Consider the following 24,416-nt stretch of genomic DNA (forward strand, 5'->3'; position numbering starts at 1 on the left):
CGAATGAGTGCTCTTCAGCAAGCGTCCACGAAGCATGACATTTTGAAATACCTCCTCCAGCAGGGAGAAGCCACGGCCCAACGGCTGGCGGAGGCGCTGGGCATCAGTCCACAGGCCACCCGTCGGCACCTGAAGGATCTCGAAAGCGAGGGGCTGATCCTGCACGAGGCAGCCAGGGGCGGCACGGGTCGTCCCCAGCACCTTTACCGGTTGAGTCCGGCGGGGCGATCGCAATTTCCCGACAACTACGATGAATTTGCCGTGGATTTGCTCCACACCCTGACCGAAACGATCGGGAATGACCAAGTGCAGTCCCTGCTGCGCCAACAGTGGGTGCGCAAGGCGTTGGACTACCGCCGACATCTGGGCGCGGGTAATTTGCGCGATCGGGTGGCTCGGTTGGTGGACTTGCGCCGCGCCGAGGGCTACATGGCCGAGTGGGAAGCGATCGAGCCGGAAGCCGACGGCCACCCGCGCTACTTGCTGGTGGAACACAACTGCGCCATTTCCACCGTGGCCGAGTCCTATCCCGGCGTTTGTGCCCATGAGTTGGAAATGTTCGCGATCGCCCTTCAGGGCTGCAAGGTGGAGCGCACCCACTGGATTGTGGGCGGTGAGCACCGTTGTGGCTACTCCATCCAAGAGTCGGAAACCACCCCCGCCCCTGCGACCCGCACCAACTAGGCTTGCCCCACTCGGCCCCACAACCATAGGGGTGCAACAGAAGGGGCGATTGAGGGGAGCGATCGGGTCAGCAATCGGGCTAAGGTTAACTAGCGGGGGGTTGTCGATTGCAGCACGCCTGTTCAACTCCGCCTGTTAATCCCACCCATTCCAGCCCGCCCATTGCCTCTCGGGCGCTGTCTCCCAAATCTGGGTGAACCGAGCCGAGCGATCGCGATGGAAACCATCCGCCTCGATGCCTATGCCGCTGCACAATCCTATGAATCCTCAGGGTTTGGAGTTTTTGACCCCGGAAGAGTCTGCAAAGGTCGATGCGGCTCTGTTGTCTCAGCCCGAAAAGTTTTTAACGCGGTTGACCCTCTCGTCTTTGAAACTGCTGCGCTACATTGCCGAGGATGAGGGTGTGGCGATCGAAGCATTAACCCATGATCAGGTGATTGCTTGGTTTGAGCGCGATGCCAAGCGCAAGCGTGAGCAGGGAATTGATGCGACAGTGCTGAAGTGGGATGTTTAAATAGGTTTACAGACCTGTTTTAGCGGGTCTGTTTTTGATAGATTTTGGGTCTAATTTCCCTTTGAATTGCCTTGCAATTTCCCTTTTAGCTTCAATTTCAATTTCAACTCTAATTTCGACTCTAATTTCGACTCTAATTCCCGATTCACAACAACACCATGCTTGACTGGCTCCACACCCTTCTGGGTCACGATCATCACGCCCTGTCCCAATCGATTCAAGCAAGTTGGCAGTTTGGGTTTTCTGCCTTGCAAACCAGCCCTGCCAGTGAATTTTCACGGGGTTATTGTGTTCAAATCTGTGCCTTTCTGGTACCGGCCAATTTGTTGGCGACGATTCAAGCATTGGTGATGATGGTGATCGATCGCCCCCTGCGCGATCGATTGGTGATTGGTTTGGTCGGCAGTGTTTACGCCACCTTGATGGTGTTGCATGTGGCGACCTGGTTTGCGGTGGGCGTGGTAATGGCTCCGACCTATGTGTTGCTGTCGTTGGCGGTGGTTTGCTTGGTGATGAATGGGGCAATCATTGGAAAAGCAGTCCGATCGAGATCAAACTTGAGCAGCTCCGTCGCCGCTTCGGCCCCAGCTCTCTAGAACTGCACCCTTAAGACTGCCAAGACTGCACCAATCAAACTGCACCAATAAGACTGAACCAATCAAACTGCACCAATCGATACCCATTGATAAAGACCAGAAGAGATGCTTTTTGAATAGGCACAAGTTCAAACCGATCACCATCCTTAAAGGATCAACCCAAAGAAGCTCAAAAGGTCAACCCAAAAAGCAGACAAGGGGCTTAAGCCCCTTGCCCCCATCATCTTGTCAGCCCACAATCTTGCTGTGGAAGAATCAGGGCTGTCATCAATTGAATGAACCCAGATCAGCTTGACCTAGATCAAACCTAGATCAGCTTGATGGCCCGCAGGGTGAACATCATGCCCGCTGCCACGCCCAACATGCCGCCAAAGAAGATGAAATAAGTAATTACGCCAGACATGGGCCAAGCCTCCCAATGGATTCTGAAAAATGGGTTAGTCCCTAACCATTGAACCATCCCGCGCTAAAATACGGCCCGCTCTGGTTTTTTGCCGTTCGTTCACTGTTGCTGGCGCAATTGCGCTTTGGGTTATGGCCGCTACGATTCGCGTAAATTTGCCCCAAAATGCCTACGACATCGCGATCGGGGCGGGCTTGCTCGATCATGTGGGCGATTGGATGCGCGAGCGATCGACCCAAACCAATCCCAAGGTTTTGTTGGTCTCAAACCCGCAAATTTTCAAGCGCTATGGCGATCGGGTGATCACATCCCTACAGGCGGCGGGGTACCAAGTTCAAAGCTGCATTTTGCCCGCTGGTGAGCGGTACAAAACCCCCAACTCTCTCCAAAAAATTTACGATGCGGCGCTCGATTTTCGCTTGGAGCGATCGAGCGTCATGTTGGCGCTGGGCGGCGGAGTGATTGGCGATATGACCGGGTTTGCGGCCGCCACTTGGTTGCGGGGCATTGCCTTTGTTCAAGTGCCCACTTCGCTGTTGGCCATGGTGGATGCCGCGATCGGGGGCAAAACCGGCATTAACCATCCCCGAGGCAAAAATCTGATTGGGGCGTTTCACCAACCGAGGCTGGTGTTGATTGATCCCGAGGTGCTGGCCACCCTGCCGGTGCGGGAATTGCGGGCGGGCATGGCGGAGGTGATTAAATACGGCATTATCTGGGATCCAGACCTGTTCGATCGGCTGGAAGCGGCCCCGCGCCTCGATCGCTTTGCTGCCATTCAACCCCTGTTGGGCGAAATTTTGCAACGATCCTGCCAAGCCAAGGCCGATGTGGTGGCCCAAGACGAAAAGGAAGGGGGCTTGCGGGCCATCCTCAACTATGGCCACACGATCGGCCACGCGATCGAGTCATTGACCAACTACCGCTTGGTGAACCACGGGGAAGCCGTGGCGATCGGGATGGTGGCGGCGGCCGAGTTGGCGGCCAAGATGGGCCTGTGGGATGGGGCCAACTGTGCCCGACAACTGGCGGTGATTCAAAAAACGGCCCTGCCCGATCGCGTGCCGGCCAGCCTGGATCCGGAAGCGATCGCTGACTCCTTGCTGTTAGATAAAAAAGTCAAAGACGGCAAAGTTCGCTTCATCTTGCCCACTCGGATCGGAGCCGTTGAAATGGTTGATCAAGTGCCCGCCGATGTTTTGTACCCAGTGCTGCGAGCCTTACAGGGTTAACAGCGGGGCCCCTGAGCACCGGTCTCTGGCTGGATGCTGGCTTTTCCCGGGTTCGGTCAGTGTTCGGCCAAATGTAGTAGACTCTGCCTGACGCGGGTTCTCGTTGCATTCTGAAACGTTGGTAGCCCCATGTTCCCGTATTTGTTTCATTTCATTGCGTTTCTGGCGGCGGCGGCCATTGTGATGTGGACAACGCCGATCGTCCGGGCTGCGGGCCTCAAAACTGGGCGCTTTGATCTCCCCAACGAGCGTAAAATGCACGATCGCCCCATGGTTCGACTAGGGGGAATTTCGATCTTTTGCGGCGCGATCGCAGCCCTCGGTCTGGTGTGGTGGCTGGGCGGCTTTGAAACCGCCAGTTCCCACAAAATCAATGAAATTATTGGTGTTTTAGGGGGCGGGATCGCCTTTTTTGCGATCGGGCTTGCGGATGACCTCTATGGCCTTTCTCCCTTCACGCGCCTGGCCATTCAAACCGCCGTCGCCACCGTCTGTTGGCATGTGGGCGTTAGCATTGATTTCCTCACAATTCCTGGCTTGGGCCTGGTGCAATTGGGCTGGCTGAGCTTGCCCATCACCGTTCTCTGGTTAGTGGGCATGGTAAACGCCATCAACTGGATTGACGGTCTGGATGGTCTGGCGGCCGGCGTTTCCGGCATTTCCGCCACCGTCATGATGTTTGTGGCTCTGTTTATGAACCAGCCGGCCGTGGGCCTGATTGCCGCGGCCTTGGCGGGCGCGGCCCTCGGATTTTTGCGCTACAACTTCAACCCTGCCCAAATTTTTATGGGAGACGGGGGAGCCTATTTTATGGGCTTCGTGCTGGCGGGGGTAGGGGCGATCGGCCTGGTGAAGGTGACCGCCGTAACTTCTGTGCTGCTGCCTTACCTGATTCTGGCGGTTCCGTTGTTGGATATGTCGGCGGTCATTCTCGATCGCCTGCGCAACGGTAAGCTGCCTTGGATTGCTGACAAGCGACACTTACACCACCGCCTTTTGGATGCCGGCTTGTCCCATCGGGCGGCCGTTTTGTTTATTTATGCCCTGACCCTGTGGGTGGGAACCCTGGCTCTGGCTTTTTCCGGAATGCCCAGCGGTCTTGGCTATGCCCTCGCGGCTACTGCCGTTTTGAGCTACATGGGCTGGCAAGTTTGGCGACAGGCCAAAAACCCCTCCTAGGACTGACCAGATGGATCCGATCGCCCTACTGATTGGGCTGGGGCTGGGCGGAGCGATCGGCTGGTGGGGGCGTGCTGCTTGGCGATCACCCAAACCCGATTCATCGCCCTCCTTGGATCAGCTTCAGCATTACCTGTGGCAGTGGCACGATCGCCACGCCCAATCCTTGGATCTGTCACTCGATCGACAGACAACCCTAGAACAACACTTGCAAACCTTGGGCGATCGATTAGGGGCGATCGAGCAACAGCTCAACACCTTGCCCGCCTTCCCGATCAACCCCGAACCCGCCCCCCTAGCCTCAGCGCTCGGGTTCGACTACCTGCCCCTCAACGACCTACTCGGCAATGGACGATGGCAAGCCGCCGACACCGCCACCCGAGACTATTTGCTAGCGGCCCTGGGCAAATCAACCCGGGATCCCCTCACCCCCGACGATCTCCAGAACCTGCCGCTCACGGACTTAGCCACCATCAACCAGCTTTGGACCTATTGGAGCGGTGGTCGGTTTGGTTGGACAGCCCAACAGGTCGCCTGGCAGGCCGCCCAAGGTGACTATGGGCAATTTTGCGATCGGGTCGGTTGGCGCAAAGGCGAATCCTGGTGCTACGCTGACGAGCTTTCCTTCCGTGACAATGCACCCATCGGCCATTTGCCCACCATTGTTTGGACAAAACGCGCCTGCTATGGCCTAGGAGCCGTTCCCGTGTCGAGCCTGTTGGCCGCCCTGCTCGATCGCCTGGCTCAGGCCGATCGCTGAGGAGACTAGGCACTCAGACAGCTAATGGTCTTGGTCGCCAACCCCATCGTCAAAACCCCCTAAAGACCAAAGTTTCTAGGTATAAAAACTTATTCGCTTAGACAATTAAATCTGTAGCAATGACCCTTCTCCTCAATTGTCGAATCAAAAATTGTTGCATCAAAAACAGTGGCAATTCAAAGCAGCTCAAGAATTGCCACGGGGGCTTGCAGTCCGTAACTATCAATGCTGCCCTAGTGGGTTGATAAAAATCACTAATTGAGTGATTGGTATCCGATTACCATCCCAACAGAGCCAAATTATGCTTCATTTCGAAAAATAGAACATAGCTATCAGGCATCAAAGATTTTTCAATAAAAATATTGACCGTAGAGCGATTTTTAAGCGATCACGAGGGATTCCTTTGGCGTAGATTAAAAAAAGCTAAATTGCACATCCCCGTTGCTCTTGAGCAATACAAAACTTAATGATTAGAAATCATGATTATTTGCTTAATGAACTGTGATGGCAAGCTGGCTTCAATCGTTCAATACACAAAGCCTGGAATGCTGAAGCATTTCATCTCTGTCATGTTGATCCCATGTTTAGCTTTTCAATCTTGATAGTCAGCACTGACTGCTTATGACTGTGACAAACCTAATTCGATTTAACAATTTACGGGGCGATATATTTGGCGGTGTTACTGCCGCAATCGTTTCGTTGCCCTTAGCCCTGGCTTTCGGTGTGGCCTCGGGTATTGGCCCGATCGGAGGCCTCTATGGTGCGATCTGTGTGGGCTTTTTTGCAGCCCTCTTTGGCGGCACTCCAACCCTAATTTCAGAACCAACGGGGCCCATGACGGTGGTCATGACCTCGGTTGTGGCAGGACTAACAGCCCAAAACCCTGAAAATGGGTTAGCCATGGCCTTTACAGTGGTGATGTTAGCCGGTTTATTCCAAATTATTTTTGGGATTTTTAGGCTCGGAAAATATGTCACCCTGATGCCCTACAGCGTCATTTCAGGCTTCATGTCTGGGATTGGGGTTATCTTAATCATTTTGCAAATCCCCCCTTTCTTGGGCCAAGCCGCTCCGAAGGGTGGGGTGCTGGGAACGGTGCTGGCGATTCCTGAGCTATTGAGCAAAATGGCTCCTGCAGAGGCCATTCTAGGGGCCCTGACGCTGGCGATCATTTTCTTGATGCCCAAAAAGCTGAAGAAGCTTGTACCGCCGCAGTTGGTCGCGTTGGTCGTTGGCACGGTCATTTCATTGACGGTGTTTAAAGACGCGGAAATTCGCCGCATCATTGATGTGGGGCAAATTCCGATGGGCTTGCCGCAATTGCGTTTGCCAATGTTCACCCCAGATCAACTCACAACCATGCTGGTGGATGGTGTGATGTTGGGAATGCTGGGCTGCATTGACACGTTGCTAACGGCGGTGGTCGCTGATAGTTTGACCCGGACAGAACACAAGTCTGATCAGGAATTGATTGGCCAAGGTATTGGCAATATTGTTTCCGGCCTATGCGGTGGTTTACCCGGCGCAGGGGCAACGATGGGCACGGTGGTGAACATCCAAACCGGGGCAACCACGGCGGTCTCAGGCCTGACAAGGGCCCTGGTGCTGTTGGTGGTTGTGCTGGGGGCAGCTCGCTTCACGGAGCCGGTACCGATGGCGGTGCTGGCAGGGATTGCCCTGAAAGTGGGGATCGACATTTTGGACTGGAGCTTCCTGAAGCGATCGCACGTGGTGTCCGTCAAAGGCTCGCTGATTATGTACGGCGTGCTGCTGTTGACCGTGTTTGTAGATCTGATTGTGGCTGTGGGCGTGGGTGTGTTTATCGCCAATATCTTGACGATCGAGCGCCTGAGCACCCTGCAATCACAGGAGGTGAAGTTAATCACAGACACCGATGATGATGTGCGCCTAACGGACGAACAAAAGCGGTTGTTGGATCGGGGCCGGGGCCGAGTCCTGCTGTTCTATCTCAGTGGGCCGATGATCTTTGGCTTATCCAAAGCGATCGCTCGGGAGCATAACGCCATGCGTGAGGGAGATGCGTTGGTGATGGATCTCAGCGATGTGCCTTTGCTGGGGGTAACGGCTTCTTTGGCGATCGAGAATGCAATCCGCGATGCCCATGATCGAGGCTTGCAGATCTATATCGTCGGAGCCAGCGAGAAGATCCAGCGTCGCTTGCAACGGTTGGGCCTGATGGATCTGGTCTCGGCGGAACATCTGATCGACGATCGAACCGTAGCCCTCAAAGCTGCCGTTGCCTCAGTTCAGCGCCCTGAGCCGGCTTTAGCCTAAGTTTGGCCGGAATCGCTAGGCGAGGAAAAACAGCAATTCCCCGATCTCCCCCTGCTTTTCCAGCCCACTCAGTCCCCATGAGCCGTTCATGATTCGTGGGCAGACCCACCACCTGCCCGCCCTTAGCTCCCAGTTGGAGTGATTGTTCTTAAACTTCGCAACCAAATCCATGTTCTTACAGGAAACCCTGGCGGCTTTCATCACGCGGATGGATGGCATCGCTCCAAGTAATTTTGTTCCCCTGTTTGCGCCCCTGTTGGCCACCGCCGAAGCCGAGAACGCCCCGATCGTTTTGGCTGGCGTGCTGTTGTCTTTGGTGATCATTTATTTGTCCAGCAAACTTGGCTCAGAAGTTGCCAAGCGGCTGGACTTTCCCCCCGTTTTGGGCGAATTAGTTGCCGGGGTGATCGTCGGGGTGTCGGCATTGCACCTGATCGTGTTCCCGGAAGGGGGCTTGACGGCCAATGACTCGATCGTGATGCAGGCCCTCAGCCTGATTAACACCCTCACGCCCGAAGCCGTCACGGATATCTTCAGCTCCCAAAGCGAAGTCATTTCCGTGCTGGCGGAATTGGGCGTGATTGTGTTGCTGTTTGAAATCGGTTTGGAGTCCGACCTCCGGCAACTCAAAGAAGTGGGCATTCAGGCCACCGTTGTGGCCTGCGTGGGAGTCGTGGTTCCCTTCGTTGCAGGCACTGCGGGGCTGATGACCATTTTTGGTGTGCCCGCCATTCCTGCCATCTTTGCGGGCGCGGCCCTCACCGCCACCAGCATCGGGATTACCTCCAAAGTCCTGTCAGAGTTGAACCAACTCAAATCCAAGGAAGGACAAATCATCGTCGGCGCGGCGGTGATTGATGACGTGCTGGGGATTGTGGTTTTGGCCGTGGTGGCCAGCCTGGCCAAGACCGGTGAAATTGACACCGGCAACGTGATCTATTTGATTGTTAGCTCCACGGTGTTTCTGTTTGGCTCCATTTTCCTGGGCGGTGTATTCAACAAGTTTTTTGTGAAGACCGTCGAAGCACTGAAAACACGCGGCAATGTTGTGATTCCGGCCTTTATTTTTGCCTTCTTCATGGCGTTTTTAGGCAACGCAATTCATTTGGAAGCCATCTTGGGAGCCTTTGCGGCCGGGTTGGTGTTGGATGAAAGCGATGCCCGCAATGAGTTGGATGAGTTGGTGAAGCCGATCGCAGATTTGCTGGTGCCCATTTTCTTTGTGACGGTCGGGGCCCGCGCCGATTTGGGTGTGCTGAATCCGGCAGTTCCCGAAAACCGGGCCGGCCTGCTGATTGCCGTGTTCTTGGTGGCTGTGGCGATCGTGGGCAAGTTGGTGACCGGCTGGGCCGTGTTTGGGCAACCGGGCATTAACCGCTTGGCGATCGGGGTGGGCATGATTCCCCGGGGCGAAGTGGGCCTGGTGTTTGCGGGCATTGGTTCCGCCAGCGGTGTGCTGAGCAAGCCTCTGGAAGTATCGATCATCATCATGGTGATCTTGACCACCTTCCTGGCTCCGCCGTTCTTGCGGGTGGCCTTTGGGCAGCAGGAATCGAGCACCAGCGAATCAACCCCCTAGGGCCTTTTCCAGTAATTCGTCCAGTTCTCGAAATTCTCTAGGCAACAATTGCCCCTGATCGCACCGCTGATCCCGATCGATTGCAATTGATTGCTCATCATCCAACGGGATCACCGTCGGGGGCCTTGGCTCCCGATTTTTTTTGCTTCGCCTTGGCTTTTCTATTGGCATTTTGGGCCCACGATTGGGGCGATCGGGAACTGAGGAACCCCTCACTTTTCCCAAAATCTGGTAGATTCAGGCAGTCGAACAATGAGTCCTAAGCCGTTATGACCTATTGCCTTGGCATTATTACCCAGGAAGGATTGGTGATGGCCGCCGATTCGCGCACCAATGCCGGTGTTGATAATGTTTCCACTTATAAGAAGTTATTTGACTTTTCCTTACCGGGCGATCGAGTCGTTGTTGTTTGCACCTCCGGGAATTTATCGCTCACCCAATCTGTTATTAGCCATCTTGAACAGGATTTAAAAAATCAAGCCAGCATCACGCTCCACTCCCTCACCAGCATGTATGATCTGGCCCATTATGTGGGTCAAACCCTCCGAAAAATTCACCAAGAACATGCCGAGTGGCTCCGCAAAGACAATGTGGATTTTTCGGGGAACCTGCTCTTGGGGGGGCAAATTCGTGATGAAGGCCCCCAGCTATTTTTAATTTATAACCAAGGCAATTTTATCCATGCCACTGTGGAAACCCCATTTCTGCAAATTGGGGAAACTAAGTATGGAAAGCCCATTCTCGATCGCACCGTTAGCTTCAACACGCCCCTCAACTCAGCAGCAAAGTGTGCGTTGCTTTCCCTAGACTCCACCATGAAATCCAATATTTCCGTTGGCCCCCCGATCAACATGGTGATGTATCGCAAAGACTCCTTTGAAATTCGCCATCGGCTGCGGCTACCAGCGGGCGATCCTTACCTAGCCAAAGTAGGTCAAGAATGGGCTGCTTCTTTGCGCAAGGCCTTTGATCAAATGCCCGATCTGGAGTGGGAATATACCAACTAATCACGATTCATTTCACGATTCATTGAAAACAAGGGGCTTGAAGCCCCTTGCTCCCAAGACTGCTGACCCTTCATTTAAAGATCAACCCTTCTCAAGGATCAGTCCTTTTAAGAATCAAATTTTCAACGTTAAGCGCTGGGAAATTGGTTGCGAATCACCACCTCTGAAAGGGGCAATTGGCCACCCCGCTCCCGCGCCGGTTGCACGGCCTTGCCTACCGTAATCATCATGCCAATCACATGATCGGCCGGTAGCTGAATAATGTCAGCAACCGCCTGGGGATCAAAACCAATCATCGGACAGGTATCGTAGCCCATGGCTTTGGCGGCCAGCATCAAAGTTTGGGCCGCAATCCCACAGGAACGCATGGCTTCATCCCGTTGCAGGGCCTCGCTTCCCTCATAGAACTGAATAATCATCGGCACCAGTTGTTGGCGAACCGCTTCGGGGGCGTTTTGCCAATAGCGTTCCGGTTGCTGTTGCCAAGCATTCAAGTTTCCACACAACAACACCAACAGGGACGCATCGGTCACTTGGGCTTGATTCCAAGAGGCAGCCCGAATTTGTTGGCGCAGTTCGGGATCATCCACAATCACAAATCGCCAATTTTGGATATTGAACGATGTGGGCGACAGCAACACATGCTCCATCAGGGTCTGAATTTCCGATTCAGACATTTGATGATTGGGGTCGTAATGCTTGACGGCGCGACGTTGCTGAATAGCAGTCAGGGTATCCATGAGCTGTCCTGAATGGGGTGAATCGACTCAATTTAAGGGAAAGCTGCGGGTCGCCAAGGCTACGGGCCGCCTCTTAGCAACTTTGGCCCAAGCTCAGGGTGGGGAAATCAAATCAGGGAACGAAACCGACGAAAATTTCTCCTCACCCTGCGTTAAGTTTAGTAACATTGCCCGCAACTGCGACGACTAGGAGAAACACCGTGAATCTGATTCCCGAAGACATTAAGCCCTATCTGAATTTGTTTCACCCGATTTTGATGTGGGTGTTGTTGGGTCTGACGGTTTATGCGCTGTATTTGGGAGTCCAGGCCCGTCGGACTCGGACAGCGGAGGCGGAGGTGCGCAAGGAGCTGATTAAGGGGAAGTTTGCTAATCGTCACTACCAAATCGGCTCGTTGATTTTGGCGCTGATGGTGTTGGGGACGATCGGGGGGATGGCAGCGACCTATATCAATAACAACAAGCTATTTGTGGGGCCACACCTGTTGGCAGGCTTGGGGATGACGGGGCTGATTGCTGTGTCGGCGGCCCTTTCACCGTTGATGCAGAAGGGTCAAGATTGGGCCCGCTATGCCCACATTGGTTTGAATGTGGCAATTGTGGGACTGTTTGGCTGGCAGGCGGTTTCGGGAATGGATATTTTCCAGCGCATTTTGCAGAATTTTTAGGCGCAGGTTGCTGACCCCATGGTCTAGTTGAGCAACTTCGGTTGTTTACCTAGAACCAGAATCCCCGCCCTTTCAGGACAGGGAGGATGTCAAGAAAAGCCTTATGGATCCTGTGTAGGCGGCCGGTGCGATCGCGCCGGTTTTTTTGGGCCCCTGCTGCGGGGCCGATCGAGACCGGGTGGCTACCAATTTGGAGGCCGGCTCCCCCCTGCCCGTCCGGGCGATCGCAACGTTACCATGGCCAAATTGGGCCCAAACTTGCGCCACCTACGTTTAAGGGCGTTTAAGGGCGATCGCCTCGCCCGGGGCCGCAGCACCTTCATCCGTTGTTAATACAGCATCGATATCAACCATGCCACAGACGTTTTATGTGAACCCGACCAGCGGTAATGACAGCGCTGATGGATCCCAGGGTGCGCCGCTGAAGACCATTGCGGCGGCCCTGCGCAAAACCCAAGCGGGCGATCGGGTGCAACTGGCTGCGGGAACTTACAGCAGCACCAGCGGCGAAGAATTTCCGCTGACGGTTCCTTCGGGGGTGACCGTGGTGGGCAACGAAGGCACGAAGGGCAGCGGCATTCTGGTGCGGGGCAGTGGTCGCTACGTTAGCCCCACCTTTGCGGGCCAAAATGTCCTTTTTCTATTGACGGATGATGCCCACTTGCGGGGGGTGACGGCCACCAATCCAGAAACTCGGGGAACGGCGGCTTGGGTGGAGTCGGCTCGCCCCACGATCGCCAACAATACCTTTGTGAACTCCAACCGGGAAGGGGTGTTCGTCAGCGGTTCCAGTGCACCCCTGGTGGAAGGGAATTTGTTTGAAACCAACTCCGGTAATGGCTTGTCGATCGACCGGAACTCCAGCGGCACGATTCGTGGCAACACTTTCCGGAATACGGGATTTGGGATTGCGGTGGGGGGCAACGCCAGCCCCACGATCAGTGGCAATGTAATTACGGGGAACCGTAGCGGTGTGGTGGCTTCCCAAACGGCCCGCCCCATTTTGCGCAACAACACGATCGAGAACAACCGGGATGACGGTCTGACGGTCATTAATCAGGCCCTGCCGGACTTGGGCAGCACTGGCCAGCCGGGCAATAATGTGTTTCGTGCTAACGGTAAGTACGACATCCAAAACGCCACCACGAACACGATCGTGGCCGTTGGGAACCAGATTGGCACGGTGTTGGGATCTGTGTCCTCGTCCGGTTCGGTGTCGCCCTCGCCTACGCCCGTGCCAATTCCGTCGCCGGATCCCTCGCCCACGCCAACCCCCACACCAACTCCCACGCCGGTTCCCGTGCCCACCCCGATCGATGATCTGAAGGGCCATTGGGCAGAGGCGTTCATTCGGGCTTTGATCAGCCAGGGGGTGGTGAAGGGGTTTGAGGATGGCTCTTTCCGGCCCAATAACAAGTTGACACGGGCGGAATATGCGGCGCTGGTGGTGAAGGCGTTTGATCGTCCGCTGGTCAAGCCTTCGATTGGTTTTAGCGATGTGCCAGCGGGCTTTTGGGCGATCGGGGCGATCGCCAAGGCCAGCCAAATGGGCTTCATTTCTGGTTTCCCCGACAACAGCTTCCGCCCGGGCCAGAACTTGACCCGCACCCAAGCCCTGTTATCAATCACCAATGGCTTGGGCCTATCGGGTGGATCGCTGAATCTGTTGGGGAATTTTGCCGATCGCGCGCAAATTCCCAGCTACGCCACCAACCCGATCGCGACGGCCACCGCCAATCGCTTGGTGGTGAATTATCCCCAACTGAACGCCCTGCGTCCCCTAGAAGACATCACCCGCGCCGAAGTGGCCGCTTTGATTTATCAAGCGCGGGTGTTGCTGAACCAAGCCTCGGCCCTCACATCGCCCTACATCGTGCAGCCCGATACAAAGCTGCCGGCCTTTACGGACACGCGCAACCACTGGGCAGAACCGTTCATCGAGGCCTTGGCAAATCGGGGGTTAATGGGAGGCTTCCCCGATGGATCCTTCCGTCCCGATGCCACCATGACGCGCGCCCAGTTTGCCAGCGCGATCGCCAAGGTCTTTAATCCACCGGCCGAGCGACCGGGCAAAACTTTTACGGATGTGAATTCCAGCTTCTGGGGCCATGCGGCGATCCAACAGACCTACCGGGCGGGCTTCATGTCTGGCACGTCGGAAACCACCTTCAGCCCCGATGCCACGTTGCAAAAGGTGCAAATTGCCGTGGCCCTGGCCAGTGGCTTGGATTGGCCGGACGGCACGGAGGCAGATTTGGCTTCCTTGAGCGATCGAGAAGCGGTGGCCAAGTGGGCCCGGCCCAAGGTGGCGGCTGTTTTGAAGCGCAAGGCGTTGGTGAGTTACCCCAGTGCCAACACCTTTGCTCCCGAGCGGTTTGCAACGCGGGCGGAGGTGGCGGCCATGTTGTATCAGGCTCTGCGCGATCGGGATGGATCTTTAGCGGCTATTAATTCTCCCTACGTTCTTTCGGCTTAGAGCGATGGTGGGGGAATTGGGGATCGATCGGGAGCCGATCGGGGCTTGATGGGGAGTTGTGCGCGATCGCCCAACGCGATCGCCCAACGTGATCTGAGGCGCGATCTGAGGCGCGATCTGAGGCGTGATCAGCAAGGGCGATCGGCCACAACCCTCTCTCACCCAGGCATCCCAGATTCCCCCACCATGCAGCAGCATCCTTCAGAACAGCAATCCAGTTCAGCGATCCAGTTCAGCAATCCAGTTCAGCAATCCAGCTCAGCAATCCAGTTCAGCAATCCAGTTCAGCAATCCAGTTCAGCAATCCAGCTCAGCAATCCAGCAAAGCAACGTCGGTGAATCCTGCCATGACTCGGGACTATGACCTGATTGGTTACGGTGATGAAGTGCCAGGGGTTCTGGCCCTGGTGGCGGCGGCCCGGGAATATCGGGCCCGATCGGGCGGTCAACCACTCAAAACCCTGCTGCTCACGGCCGGCGACACCAGCTATGGCGTGGGCGGCCACCTGATCCGAGGGCAACTGTGCTACCTAGACCGCACCCACCTCTCTCCTAAGCTCCGGGAACAATACGGCATGGGTCTCTACGGCGATCCCGCCAGCCTATATCAGGAGTTCTTGCAGCGATCGGGCGTGGTGGAAGTGGGTCTCGATTGGCGCAAGGGCGATCGGGCCCTGCGGGAAATGCTGTTGGAAGCGGGCGTGGATATTGTTGACCAGGCGAAAATCAGCCGCGTCCAAAAAACGGGCGATCGGCTCCTGTCCATCACCACCGACGATGGCGACACCTTCCAAGCCAAGCAGTTCATCGATTCCACTGTGAATGCGGGCCTCTTGCAAAGGGCCCGGGGCCTGACCGTCCGAGGCTTTGGCACGTTGGGGCTACCCGATTCGGCCCTGCCCGTTTCGTTGATTTTCGAGACCCAGGGCCTCACCGTAGACTTCCTGCGCCGGGCCGAAGCGGGTTGGATCCAACGATTCTGTAATCCCAAGGATGCCGAAGCTCAAAAATATCTCTCGATCGCGGCCGGCGGCGATCCCAAGCGCGTGCAGTGGTTCATCTCCCGAATGCAAGATAGCGCCGGCCGACCGATGACCATGGTGGTTGGCCCCGACTACATCGATGTGCGCTGCCATGTTCTCTCGGTGCTCTATCACGCCTATCGCGGAACCGCCTGGAATTTGGAGCAAACCAAATTCATTCTCGACTCACCGAACATTGCTGTGCTGCCGGGCGGGCGCATGTCCTGGAACGCACTGCTTTGTTTTGTGACCGCCAACGAAGCAGAAGCCTTGGCCCAAAATGCCGGTCTGCCCACCGCCCGGATGCAGCAAGAGGTGGAGCATGTGAGTCGGTGGCTCAAGAGCTTTGGGCAACAAATCGCCGTGACCCCGGCCCATGAGCTGTACATTCGCTATGCCGGCAGCATGGTCGATCCAATTCACCCCTTTTCTGGGGCCCAAATGCTGGCGGGCGGTTTGCCCACCCGTGAGGCCCTGGGCACCTTCTGCTACAAATTCGATGTGCGGGGCGGCATTCCTGGTCTGGGCAAAAAAGCGCTGGCTAAAAATCACAAGAGTTTGCAATTTTTGGCGGAGCCAGTGCCGGTGTTTAACTACGGCATTCGCCACGCCATTTCTAAATCCGTGCCCAATGTGGCGGTGGTGAGTCCGGCTTCTGGTTATTTCGGCATTGCTCCGGCGGCCGGGCGGATTGTGGAGTTGAATGCGGGCGTGGGCCAAGGTTTGGGGATTGCGGCGGCGATCGCCATTCAAGGGGGGCGCAACTTGGCCGATGTGACCAACGTGGAGGTCAATCAAATTCTGAAAACGCGGGGTCAGTTGCCAACCATCTACGGGATTGGGCAGGCCCTCTCCCAAAAGTTTGCGGACTTTGAAAAGGACATGTTTCCTGATCCGTTGCCGATCCCACGGCCCGACCCGATCGATGATGTGTCCGAGCACTGGGCGAAAGACTTCATTCAGATCCTGCGCGATCGCAAAGTCATGGGGGGCTATGAAGACGGCTCTTTTCGCCCCAACAACACCATCAGTCGGGCAGAGTTTTCGGCGGTATTGGGTCGGGCATTTGATTTACCCCTGCGGAGGGCGGAGCGAGCATTTGTGGATGTGCCCACTAACCATTGGGCCCATGGGGCGGTGCAAAAGGCCTGGCGGATGGGGTTTTTAACGGGCTATCAGGGCGATCGCTTCTTGCCCAATGCGGAAATTCGGCGCGGCGATGCCATGACCGCCCTGGTGAATGGTTTGGGGTTACCGGCGGGCGATCTGAAACTGCTGGGGCTGTACCAAGACCGGGCCACCATTCCCCCCTATGCAACGGGGGCGATCGCCACGGCCACAGAGCGGCGCATGGTGGTGAACTATCCCCAAAAACGCCAGATTCGGGCCCAAGATCCCCTCACTCGGGGAGAGTTAGCTACCCTGATTCACCAGGCCCTGGCGGCGCGGGGAACCGTTCCGCCGCTGAATTCCGAGCATATTGTGCAGCCGATCGACCCCAGCACCTTGCCCCTGTTTGCCGATCTGGAGGGACATTGGACCCGGCATTTTGTGGAAGCCTTCGCGATCGAGGGTTGGATCAGCGGCTACAAAGACGGCACTTTTCGCCCCAATGACCCCATGACTCGGGCCCAATTTGCCGTGCTGGTGACTGCCGCCATCAAACCCCTAGCCCGGCGACCTGTCAAGGCGTTTCGGGATGTGCCCCGAGGTCACTGGGCCGATCGCGCCATTGAGCAGGCCTATGCGGCCGAGTTTCTTTCGGGCATGGGGGCCGATCAATTTCAGCCAGATAGCCCCCTCAAGCGGCTGCAAGTGGCCGTGGCCTTGGTGAGCGGGTTGCGGTGGGCCGATGAAGCCGTGACGGTGCTCAATAGCTTGAGCGATCGCGCCGCCATTCCCGCTTGGGCCCAACCCAAGGTGGCCACCGCCCTTCGTCGCCGGTTGTTGGTGAACTATCCCGATCCCCAACGGTTCGATCCCGATCGCACCGCAACCCGAGCGGAAGTTGTCGTCATGCTTTACCAAGCTCTGGTCGCCAGCGGCCGACTCAAGCCCCTAAACTCCGACATGATCAGCCAACCTGCTCCCCTGCCCACTTGAGATCCCGTCAGATGACTTAGGGCGATTATTATTTAGGGCGATCGAAGGCAGGCGATCGCTAATTATTTCGTCCAAACCATCGCAGGCAAAGAAATTCAGCCTCTTATCTCCAGGATTTCAACCCGAGATCGCCCCAAAATTGCCCCAAGATCGCGATTGATCCCCCCTTGGCAATTGGGGTGATTTTGGCAACATGGGGGTGCAAACCCGATCAAAATTCCCCATGCCATTCCAAGCCATTCCCCGCCGCCTCAAACTCTGGCGCGGCCAGCAGCGCTCCAAGCTGTTTAGCATTCCTACAAAAATTGTGTCGCCCGTCGCTTTTCCTTGGACCCAGGACGGAGCCGAAGACTTTTTTGCCGAAGAACCCGGCAGTGCCCCAGGAACGTTGCGGATTGACCCCGATGCCGCCCCGTCGGAGTTAATCGCCATTGATTACAGTCGCACCCACTGGAATCGACAACTTTTGGCAGCCCCCACGGACTGCGAACCCCTGCTTGACTCCGGATCGGTCACTTGGTTGGATGTGCAGGGGTTGGGTTCCGAGGATGTGTTGCGCCAGTTGGGACAAGTGTTTCGTCTCCATGCTCTCACCTTGGAAGACATTGCCAATGTGCCCCAACGGCCCAAGGTGGAATTTGAGGACGATCGCATCTTGGTATTGGTGCATATGTTGTCGCCCAGGGGCAAAGGTGGCGGTTATTTCACAGAACAAGTCAGCCTTTTGTTGGGGGGCAATTATGTTGTGACTGTGCAAGAAGAATCGGAGCACGATGCCCTAGAACCCGTGCGAGAACGCCTCCGAACCGATCGCGGAATTATTCGGCGGATGGGATCAGATTATTTGCTATGTGCCCTTTTGGATGCGATCGTGGATGGGTGCTATCCCGCCATGGATTATTATGCCCAGGAAATTGAACGATTGGAATGTGCCATTTTGTTTGAACCCGATCGCAAATTAATGCGCGAAATTTATATGATTGAGCGCGATTTGTTGACCCTGCGGCGGTGGATGGCTCCCCAAACCCACGCGATCGCCCTGTTAATGCGCGAACAACATCCCCTGATCAGTCAAGACGTGCGGGCTTATTTGCAAGAATGTTATGAACATGCAACGGATGTTTTGGATGTGGTCACGCTCTATCAAGAATTGACTGTAAATTTGATGAATTTATACATGTCTGCGGTCAGCAATCGTATGAATGAAATCATGAAGGTGTTAACAATTGTTTCGGCAATTTTTATTCCCCTCACCTTTTTGGCGGGGATCTATGGCATGAATTTCAACACCGAAACTTCGCCTTGGAATATGCCAGAATTAAATTGGCGCTATGGCTATCTTATCTGTTGGTTGGTGATGATTGTCATTGCCTGTGGATTGGTGCTGTATTTTTGGCGAAGAGGCTGGTTTAAGAACTCTTTTTAGGAAACTGGTAGGTGCTGTTGACCGCTGTCGTTCGGGCCATGGGCGGTTGGGCCATGGTCGAATCTGGATCAAGGGTAATCTTGATCGAGAGTGATCTCGATCCAGGATTAACCCCACCATTGCGAAGCGCGATCGAGCGGCTCAGGGATCGAGGAACCGGGCCATAATGAAACTGAACCGGTTTAAGTCTCAGCCGATCGGGCAGTAGCCGCACTTCGTGCAATTAAGCCCAAAACTTCTTGCTGCGGGCCCCTATTTCGGCATAAATCGCGATTGATCTGGATTTTGCAATCACCGATCGGGAGGTGGCTATGCGCGCAGTGTTGATGGCTGGTGGTTCTGGAACGCGCCTGCGCCCATTAACCTGTGACTTACCCAAGCCAATGGTTCCCATTTTGAACCGCCCGATCGCTGAGCATATTATTAACCTGCTCAAACGCCACGGCATTTTTGAAATTATCGCCACCCTGCATTATTTACCCGATATTTTTCGGGACTATTTTCAGGATGGATCGGATTTTGGTGTGCGTTTAAGCTATGCCGTTGAGGAGGATCAACCCCTCGGCACTGCCGGTTCAGTGAAGAACGTGGAAGAGTGGCTGAGCGGCACATTTTTGGTCATTAGCGGTGACAGCATCACGGATTTTAATTTACAAGCAGCGATCGACTTCCATCGCCAAAAGCAATCGAAAGCAACCCTAGTGTTGACAAGGGTTCCCAACCCAATTGAGTTTGGGGCAGTGATTGTGGATGCGGATCAGCGGATTGTTCGTTTCTTGGAAAAACCATCAGCCAGCGAAATTTTTTCAGACACAATCAACACTGGAATTTATATTCTAGAACCGGAAGTTTTGCGTTATCTAGAACGTAATCAAGAAGCGGACTTTTCCACAGATTTATTTCCCCTGCTGCTGGCCGAAGGAGAACCCATTTATGGTTATATTGCCGAGGGCTATTGGTGCGATGTGGGGCATTTGGACACCTATCGCGAAGCCCACTATGCGGCCCTCCACGGCAAGGTCAAACTGGATTTCGCCTATCAAATGATTTCGCCGGGTTTGTGGGTGGGCGAAAATACCGCGATCGATGATCGCGCCAAAATTGTGCCCCCCGTTTTGATTGGTCACAACTGCCGAATTGGCCCCCGCGCCACGATCGAGTCCGGCACGGTCATTGGCGATAACGTCACGATCGGCACCGAAGCGGATCTCAAGCGCCCCATCATTTGGAACGGGGCAATCATTGGCGAAGAAGCCCACCTCTACGCCTGCACGATCGCCCGAGGGGTGCGGATCGATCGTCGGGCCCGGGTGTTTGAAGGCGTGGCGATCGGCTCCCTGTCCATGGTGGGCGAAGAGTCCCAAATCAACAGCCTGGTGCGTGTTTGGCCCAGCAAGCACATTGAATCGGGAGCCATCCTCAATTTGGATTTAATTTGGGGCCAAACCGCCCACCGCAACCTGTTTGGCCAGCGCGGTGTGGCTGGCTTAGCCAACATTGACATCACGCCCGAATTTGCCGTCAAACTGGGAGCCGCCTATGGTTCCACCCTGCAACCAGGCGCACAAGTGACCGTTTCGCGCGACCAACGCAGCATCTCGCGGATGGTGACGCGATCGTTCATTTCCGGCCTGATGTCTGTGGGGGTCAATGTCCAAAACTTGGAGGCCACACCGATTCCCGTGGCTCGCAGTGTTGTGCCCACCTTGGGAGTGGTGGGCGGTGTGCATGTGCGCATTGATCCCGATCGCCCCGATCGCGCCGCCATTGAATTTTTTGACGACAAGGGCATTAACCTCTCCAAAGGCAAAGAGAAGAAAATCGAAGGAGCCTATTTCAAAGAAGATTTGCGCCGGGTGCAAATTGACGAAATTGGCGATGTTTTTTACCCCAGCCAAACCCTTGAAATCTACCGCAGTTGCTTTGAAAAACACCTCAACCTAGAAGCCATTCGCTACAGCAACGCCAAGGTGGTGGTGGACTATGCCTATTCCGTATCCGGTGCTATTTTGCCCCAACTGCTGAGTAAGTTTGGTTGCGAAGCGGTGGTGCTAAATGCCAGCTTGACCCAAATGGTGGCCGATGCCGATGGCCGAGAAGCCCTGTTGGTGCAACTCGGCCGCGTGGTGGAAGCGATTTCCGCCACCTTTGGGGCCCAAATTTTGGCCAACGGGGAACAGTTAATTTTGGCCGATGAGGCCGGTGGTCTCATTCGTGGGGAGGCGCTGACGGCGTTGATGGTGGAGGCCGTGTTGGCGGCCCATCCCCGATCGTCCGTGGCGGTTCCCGTGCGGGCTTCGGGCGTGATCGAACAAATTGCCCGCCGCCACGATGGCCGCGTCATTCGCACCAAATGTAATCCCACCGCCCTGATGGAAACCTGTCGTGCTTATCCCAACGTTGTGCTGGGCGGCAGTGGGGATATGGGTTTCATTTTTCCAGAATTGCACCCGGGTTTTGATGCCATGTTCTGTGTTGCCAAACTCATCGAATTATTGGCAATTCAAGAGCGCACCCTAGCGGATTTACGAGCCGACAGTTTGCCCCGCATCTATCACAAATACTTCACGGTGCGCTGTCCCTGGACGGTGAAGGGAGCCTTGATGCGCCACTTGGTTGAATCCCACTCGCCCAGCACCTTGGAAATGATTGATGGGATCAAAGTCCACGATCGCGCGCGGGACAGTTGGATCCTGGTGCTGCCTGATGCCAGTGAACCCCTGGTGCATTTAATTGCCGATAGCCCCAGTCGAGAATGGGTGGAGCTGACCCTGCGGGACTATCGCCAATTGGTGCAGGAATTCATTGCACGCGATCGGGGAATTGAAGAAATTGTGGAGTTTGAAAACCGCGTTTTGGCCTAGGGCCGGTCGCCATTTCCATCGCCTGCAACCCTGATTTCACCGTTGGCAGATCGTGGGGGACAAGGGGCTTAAGCCCCTTGTCACTATGACGACTGGGACATGGAAAATCAATCGTTTTCGCCGGATCCCAGGAAATGACGACGGGCCCTAGAACATTTCAACTGAGGAAAGGGTAATCATCGCTTTGAGGCTAGATGTTGCCTTGGCTAGGAAGTCGTGAATTAGGACATAGTAAATAATGCTCACCCTGATAGCTGGATCTGGGCTGAAATCTTGATTCAGACCTTGGCTGCGGCCAGCCCTCCGCAGCCCCTGCCACAACCCGAGTAACAATTAATACAAACAAATCACTGGAATTGGGATTCCACCCAGAAACCGGTAGCATTCCGTAGCATTCAGTCGCCACCAAACTCGGCACAATCGAGTATTCTGTGAATGACTCTCGCGATCACCCCATGGAAGACCGTCCCACCTCCCGTGACACCCATGCGGACATTGAGCGGCTCATCGAATCGGCTCCGTTTTTCCGGGCGCTGCCGCGTGATGCCGTTGAGTTAGCCACTGCCCACGTTGTCACCCGCACCCACCCATCGAACCAAGTCATTCTGCTGGAAAATGACTGGGGCGGTTCGGTGTACTTCATCTTGGAAGGCTGGGTCAAAATCCGCACCTACAACCTGGAAGGCAAGGAAGTAACCCTGAATATTCTGGGTCGCGGTGAAATTTTTGGCGAAATGGCGGCTCTCGATGAAGTGCCCCGATCGACCGATGCCATTACCTTGGCCCCCACCACCATTGGCAGCATTCCCGCCCAAGACTTCATCACCCTTGTGGAAACGGAACCCCAAGCGGGCATCAAGTTGGCCCAACTGATGGGGCGGCGGTTGCGCCAGGTGAACCGGCGGTTGCGATTGCGGGAATCCGACAGCGTATCGCGGGTGGCCGATATTTTGATGTTTTTGGCGGAGGGTCAGGGTCGCAGCAGCGATCGGGGCGTGGAGATTCCCAACTTGCCCCATCGCGAACTGAGCAGCCTCAGTGGCCTGGCCCGCGAAACCGTGACCCGGGTGCTAACCAAGCTGGAAAAAAAGAGCCTGATTGAACGGGATGGGGATGTGCTGCGAATCCCCAGTTTGAACGCTTTGGAGCGAACCATTTGCTAGGTTGGTCGCGCCACGGGGCTCCAGGCCCAGCCGGAACCGCGGCCGGAGATCCGCCCCCGATCGCCCCGGCCATGGCCCAGGCCTTGCACGATCGCCTGGCTGCCGCCGGGGGACAAATTACCTTTGCCGACTACATGGCCCTGGTGCTGTATGACCCCCAGGTGGGCTACTACGCGAGATCGGGCGATCGGGTTGGCATTGGCCCCCAGGGCGATTTTGTCACCTCGCCCCACCTCTGCCCCGATTTTGCGGAACTGTTGGCGGATCAGGTGGCCGAATGTTGGGCACGGCTGGGTTGCCCGTCTGCCTTTGACCTGGTGGAAATGGGAGCCGGCCAAGGGGTGATGGCGGCGGATTTGCTCACCCATTTGCAAACGGCCCACCCAGACTGTTGGGCCACCACCACCTATCGGATTGTGGAAATTTCGCCGGCCTTAAGGGCTGTGCAGCGATCGCGCTTGGCGGCCTGTCCAGCGGCGGGCGATCGGGTCGTTTGGGTCGCCTGGGAGGCGATCGCCCCCAACTCGATCACTGGCTGCTGTTTATCCAATGAATTGGTGGATGCTTTCCCCGTTCATCGAGTGATTTGGCAAGGGGGGCAGCTCCAAGAATGTTACGTCGCCGCCTCCGAAGGACACCTGAGCGATCGCGTGGGGCCCCTGTCCACGGAGCGGCTAGACACCTATTTCCAGAGCCTCAACATTGACTTTGCTCAGGGTGCTTATCCCGAGGGCTATTGCACAGAGGTGAACCTGGCAGCATTGGACTGGTTGGCAACCTTGGCCGATCGACTGCGGTCGGGCTACCTGCTCACCATTGACTACGGCTACGATGCACAGCGGTTTTACCACCCCAGCCGATCGGGCGGCACGCTACAGTGCTACACCCGCCATGCCCACCACAACAATCCCTACTGGTTGCCGGGCCAGCAGGACTTGACGGCCCACGTGGACTTCAGTGCCCTGCAACATTGGGGCGAACAACAGGGCCTGCAAACCCTGGGATTCACACGCCAAAGTTTGTTTTTAATGGCCCTTGGATTGGGCGATCGACTGATGGCCCTCAGCCAGGGCGGGGCGATCGCCCAAGCAATGGACTTTCAGCAAATTTTGCATCGTCGGGATGTGTTGCACCGCCTCATCGATCCCACGGGACTCGGCAACTTTGGAGTTCTGATTCAGGCCAAGAACCTTCCACCGGGGGCGACCGATTCTCCCCTCAAAGGCCTACAAGAACCCATGGGTCTGGGCTTTGTGTAGGGGGAATTCCAGCCCGATCGCTCGGTTCCAGCACCGCTTGTCCAGTGGCCGACTACAATCAAGAATGCCGTCCTTTTGGGGCGGGGTTATCAGATCCCGTAATTTTCTAACGAAAAACGGATTCAATCTTTATCCCCTTGAACAGCAACCATGGTCACGCCCGATCGCATCACAACTGCCATCAAGGCCAACCTGCCCGACGCAGAAATTCAGCTTGCGGGTGACGGCGACCACTACGAGGCGATCGTTGTCTCTGCGGCCTTCGCGGGCAAAAGCCGTGTCCAGCAACACCAACTGGTCTATGGCGCACTGAATGAAGATCTCCGCAGCGGGGCGCTTCATGCCCTCGCCCTCAAGACCTTTACCCCCGAAAGCTGGGCCGCACAACAAGCCACCGCTTAGGGGCTTCAGCCGGGGCAAAACATCAGCAGTTCCTGAGAACGAAG

General features: G+C 55.7%; 19 protein-coding genes. 17 read left to right on the plus strand and 2 right to left on the minus strand.

The genetic code is table 11. The annotated features are described in order from the left end of the window. Positions 1-3 precede the first annotated feature (3 nt). The 3 genes from sufR (at position 4) to VPK24_RS15530 (ending at position 1,794) form a co-directional block, all read left to right on the plus strand. Positions 4-684 (plus strand): iron-sulfur cluster biosynthesis transcriptional regulator SufR, encoded by a 681-nt coding sequence (gene sufR, locus VPK24_RS15520; protein ID WP_393014694.1) that lies wholly within the window; start codon positions 4-6, stop codon positions 682-684. A gap of 241 nt (positions 685-925) precedes the next feature. Next, positions 926-1,198, plus strand: a complete 273-nt coding sequence (locus tag VPK24_RS15525) for a hypothetical protein (protein WP_393014696.1) — start codon at positions 926-928, stop codon at positions 1,196-1,198. Positions 1,199-1,356: 158 nt separating this feature from the next. Next, on the plus strand, positions 1,357-1,794 hold the full coding sequence (locus tag VPK24_RS15530; protein WP_199291569.1) for a hypothetical protein: 438 nt from the start codon (positions 1,357-1,359) through the stop codon (positions 1,792-1,794). A 307-nt stretch (positions 1,795-2,101) separates the two neighbouring features. Here VPK24_RS15530 and petL read toward each other — a convergent pair whose 3' ends face one another. After that, positions 2,102-2,197, minus strand: coding sequence for a cytochrome b6-f complex subunit PetL (petL, locus tag VPK24_RS15535; protein ID WP_393014698.1), 96 nt, complete (start codon positions 2,195-2,197; stop codon positions 2,102-2,104). A gap of 131 nt (positions 2,198-2,328) precedes the next feature. On the opposite strand from petL, the gene aroB reads away from it, so the two are divergent. The 6 genes from aroB (at position 2,329) to VPK24_RS15565 (ending at position 10,249) form a co-directional block, all read left to right on the plus strand. After that, positions 2,329-3,429, plus strand: coding sequence for a 3-dehydroquinate synthase (gene aroB / locus VPK24_RS15540; RefSeq protein ID WP_393014700.1), 1,101 nt, complete (start codon positions 2,329-2,331; stop codon positions 3,427-3,429). Between the two features lie 129 nt (positions 3,430-3,558). Then, positions 3,559-4,608, plus strand: coding sequence for an MraY family glycosyltransferase (locus VPK24_RS15545; RefSeq protein ID WP_099535556.1), 1,050 nt, complete (start codon positions 3,559-3,561; stop codon positions 4,606-4,608). Positions 4,609-4,618: 10 nt separating this feature from the next. Then, the gene (locus VPK24_RS15550; protein WP_393014702.1) at positions 4,619-5,368 is read left to right on the plus strand and encodes a GUN4 domain-containing protein; all 750 of its coding nucleotides are present in this window, start codon (positions 4,619-4,621) and stop codon (positions 5,366-5,368) included. A gap of 621 nt (positions 5,369-5,989) precedes the next feature. Further along, entirely contained in the window at positions 5,990-7,663 is a 1,674-nt protein-coding gene (gene bicA / locus VPK24_RS15555) for a bicarbonate transporter BicA (protein WP_393014704.1), read from the plus strand. A 208-nt stretch (positions 7,664-7,871) separates the two neighbouring features. After that, entirely contained in the window at positions 7,872-9,242 is a 1,371-nt protein-coding gene (locus VPK24_RS15560; RefSeq protein ID WP_393014991.1) for a cation:proton antiporter, read from the plus strand. A 269-nt stretch (positions 9,243-9,511) separates the two neighbouring features. Next, positions 9,512-10,249 (plus strand): peptidase, encoded by a 738-nt coding sequence (locus VPK24_RS15565; RefSeq protein WP_393014706.1) that lies wholly within the window; start codon positions 9,512-9,514, stop codon positions 10,247-10,249. Positions 10,250-10,377: 128 nt separating this feature from the next. Here the strand turns inward: VPK24_RS15565 and VPK24_RS15570 are convergent, their stop codons facing one another. Next, positions 10,378-10,989, minus strand: a complete 612-nt coding sequence (locus VPK24_RS15570; RefSeq protein WP_393014708.1) for a nitroreductase family protein — start codon at positions 10,987-10,989, stop codon at positions 10,378-10,380. A gap of 200 nt (positions 10,990-11,189) precedes the next feature. Between VPK24_RS15570 and VPK24_RS15575 the strand changes: the two genes are divergently transcribed. The 8 genes from VPK24_RS15575 to VPK24_RS15610 all read left to right on the plus strand — a co-directional run bounded on the left by VPK24_RS15575 (position 11,190) and on the right by VPK24_RS15610 (position 24,372). Next, on the plus strand, positions 11,190-11,657 hold the full coding sequence (locus VPK24_RS15575; RefSeq protein ID WP_190355342.1) for a DUF4079 domain-containing protein: 468 nt from the start codon (positions 11,190-11,192) through the stop codon (positions 11,655-11,657). A gap of 352 nt (positions 11,658-12,009) precedes the next feature. Beyond that, the gene (locus tag VPK24_RS15580; RefSeq protein WP_393014710.1) at positions 12,010-14,133 is read left to right on the plus strand and encodes an S-layer homology domain-containing protein; all 2,124 of its coding nucleotides are present in this window, start codon (positions 12,010-12,012) and stop codon (positions 14,131-14,133) included. A gap of 347 nt (positions 14,134-14,480) precedes the next feature. Then, positions 14,481-17,258, plus strand: coding sequence for an S-layer homology domain-containing protein (locus tag VPK24_RS15585; protein ID WP_393014712.1), 2,778 nt, complete (start codon positions 14,481-14,483; stop codon positions 17,256-17,258). 193 nt (positions 17,259-17,451) lie between these two features. Further along, positions 17,452-18,684, plus strand: a complete 1,233-nt coding sequence (gene corA, locus VPK24_RS15590; RefSeq protein WP_393014713.1) for a magnesium/cobalt transporter CorA — start codon at positions 17,452-17,454, stop codon at positions 18,682-18,684. A 311-nt stretch (positions 18,685-18,995) separates the two neighbouring features. Beyond that, on the plus strand, positions 18,996-21,548 hold the full coding sequence (locus VPK24_RS15595) for a sugar phosphate nucleotidyltransferase (RefSeq protein WP_393014992.1): 2,553 nt from the start codon (positions 18,996-18,998) through the stop codon (positions 21,546-21,548). Positions 21,549-22,003: 455 nt separating this feature from the next. Continuing rightward, complete coding sequence (locus VPK24_RS15600) at positions 22,004-22,711, plus strand: Crp/Fnr family transcriptional regulator (protein WP_099535580.1); 708 nt, start codon at positions 22,004-22,006, stop codon at positions 22,709-22,711. Then, positions 22,705-23,970: a class I SAM-dependent methyltransferase gene (locus VPK24_RS15605; protein ID WP_393014715.1), complete on the plus strand. Its 1,266-nt coding sequence runs from the start codon at positions 22,705-22,707 to the stop codon at positions 23,968-23,970. Before VPK24_RS15600 ends, VPK24_RS15605 begins: the two co-directional genes overlap by 7 nt. Positions 23,971-24,120: 150 nt before the next feature. Beyond that, complete coding sequence (locus tag VPK24_RS15610) at positions 24,121-24,372, plus strand: BolA family protein (RefSeq protein WP_190355338.1); 252 nt, start codon at positions 24,121-24,123, stop codon at positions 24,370-24,372. Positions 24,373-24,416 lie beyond the last annotated feature (44 nt).

Origin of the sequence: Limnothrix redekei LRLZ20PSL1 (genome assembly GCF_043235035.1) — a bacterium.
Taxonomy (GTDB): domain Bacteria; phylum Cyanobacteriota; class Cyanobacteriia; order CACIAM-69d; family CACIAM-69d; genus CACIAM-69d.

Bases quoted from the DNA above. Each gene is read 5' to 3' on its own strand.
- sufR (WP_393014694.1), top strand. From the start codon at position 4: ATGAGTGCTCTTCAGCAAGCGTCCACGAAGCATGACATTTTGAAATAC.
- VPK24_RS15525 (WP_393014696.1), top strand. From the start codon at position 926: ATGCCGCTGCACAATCCTATGAATCCTCAGGGTTTGGAGTTTTTGACC.
- VPK24_RS15530 (WP_199291569.1), top strand. From the start codon at position 1,357: ATGCTTGACTGGCTCCACACCCTTCTGGGTCACGATCATCACGCCCTG.
- petL (WP_393014698.1), bottom strand. From the start codon at position 2,197: ATGTCTGGCGTAATTACTTATTTCATCTTCTTTGGCGGCATGTTGGGC.
- aroB (WP_393014700.1), top strand. From the start codon at position 2,329: ATGGCCGCTACGATTCGCGTAAATTTGCCCCAAAATGCCTACGACATC.
- VPK24_RS15545 (WP_099535556.1), top strand. From the start codon at position 3,559: ATGTTCCCGTATTTGTTTCATTTCATTGCGTTTCTGGCGGCGGCGGCC.
- VPK24_RS15550 (WP_393014702.1), top strand. From the start codon at position 4,619: ATGGATCCGATCGCCCTACTGATTGGGCTGGGGCTGGGCGGAGCGATC.
- bicA (WP_393014704.1), top strand. From the start codon at position 5,990: ATGACTGTGACAAACCTAATTCGATTTAACAATTTACGGGGCGATATA.
- VPK24_RS15560 (WP_393014991.1), top strand. From the start codon at position 7,872: ATGGATGGCATCGCTCCAAGTAATTTTGTTCCCCTGTTTGCGCCCCTG.
- VPK24_RS15565 (WP_393014706.1), top strand. From the start codon at position 9,512: ATGACCTATTGCCTTGGCATTATTACCCAGGAAGGATTGGTGATGGCC.
- VPK24_RS15570 (WP_393014708.1), bottom strand. From the start codon at position 10,989: ATGGATACCCTGACTGCTATTCAGCAACGTCGCGCCGTCAAGCATTAC.
- VPK24_RS15580 (WP_393014710.1), top strand. From the start codon at position 12,010: ATGCCACAGACGTTTTATGTGAACCCGACCAGCGGTAATGACAGCGCT.
- VPK24_RS15585 (WP_393014712.1), top strand. From the start codon at position 14,481: ATGACTCGGGACTATGACCTGATTGGTTACGGTGATGAAGTGCCAGGG.
- corA (WP_393014713.1), top strand. From the start codon at position 17,452: ATGGGGGTGCAAACCCGATCAAAATTCCCCATGCCATTCCAAGCCATT.
- VPK24_RS15595 (WP_393014992.1), top strand. From the start codon at position 18,996: ATGCGCGCAGTGTTGATGGCTGGTGGTTCTGGAACGCGCCTGCGCCCA.
- VPK24_RS15600 (WP_099535580.1), top strand. From the start codon at position 22,004: ATGGAAGACCGTCCCACCTCCCGTGACACCCATGCGGACATTGAGCGG.
- VPK24_RS15610 (WP_190355338.1), top strand. From the start codon at position 24,121: ATGGTCACGCCCGATCGCATCACAACTGCCATCAAGGCCAACCTGCCC.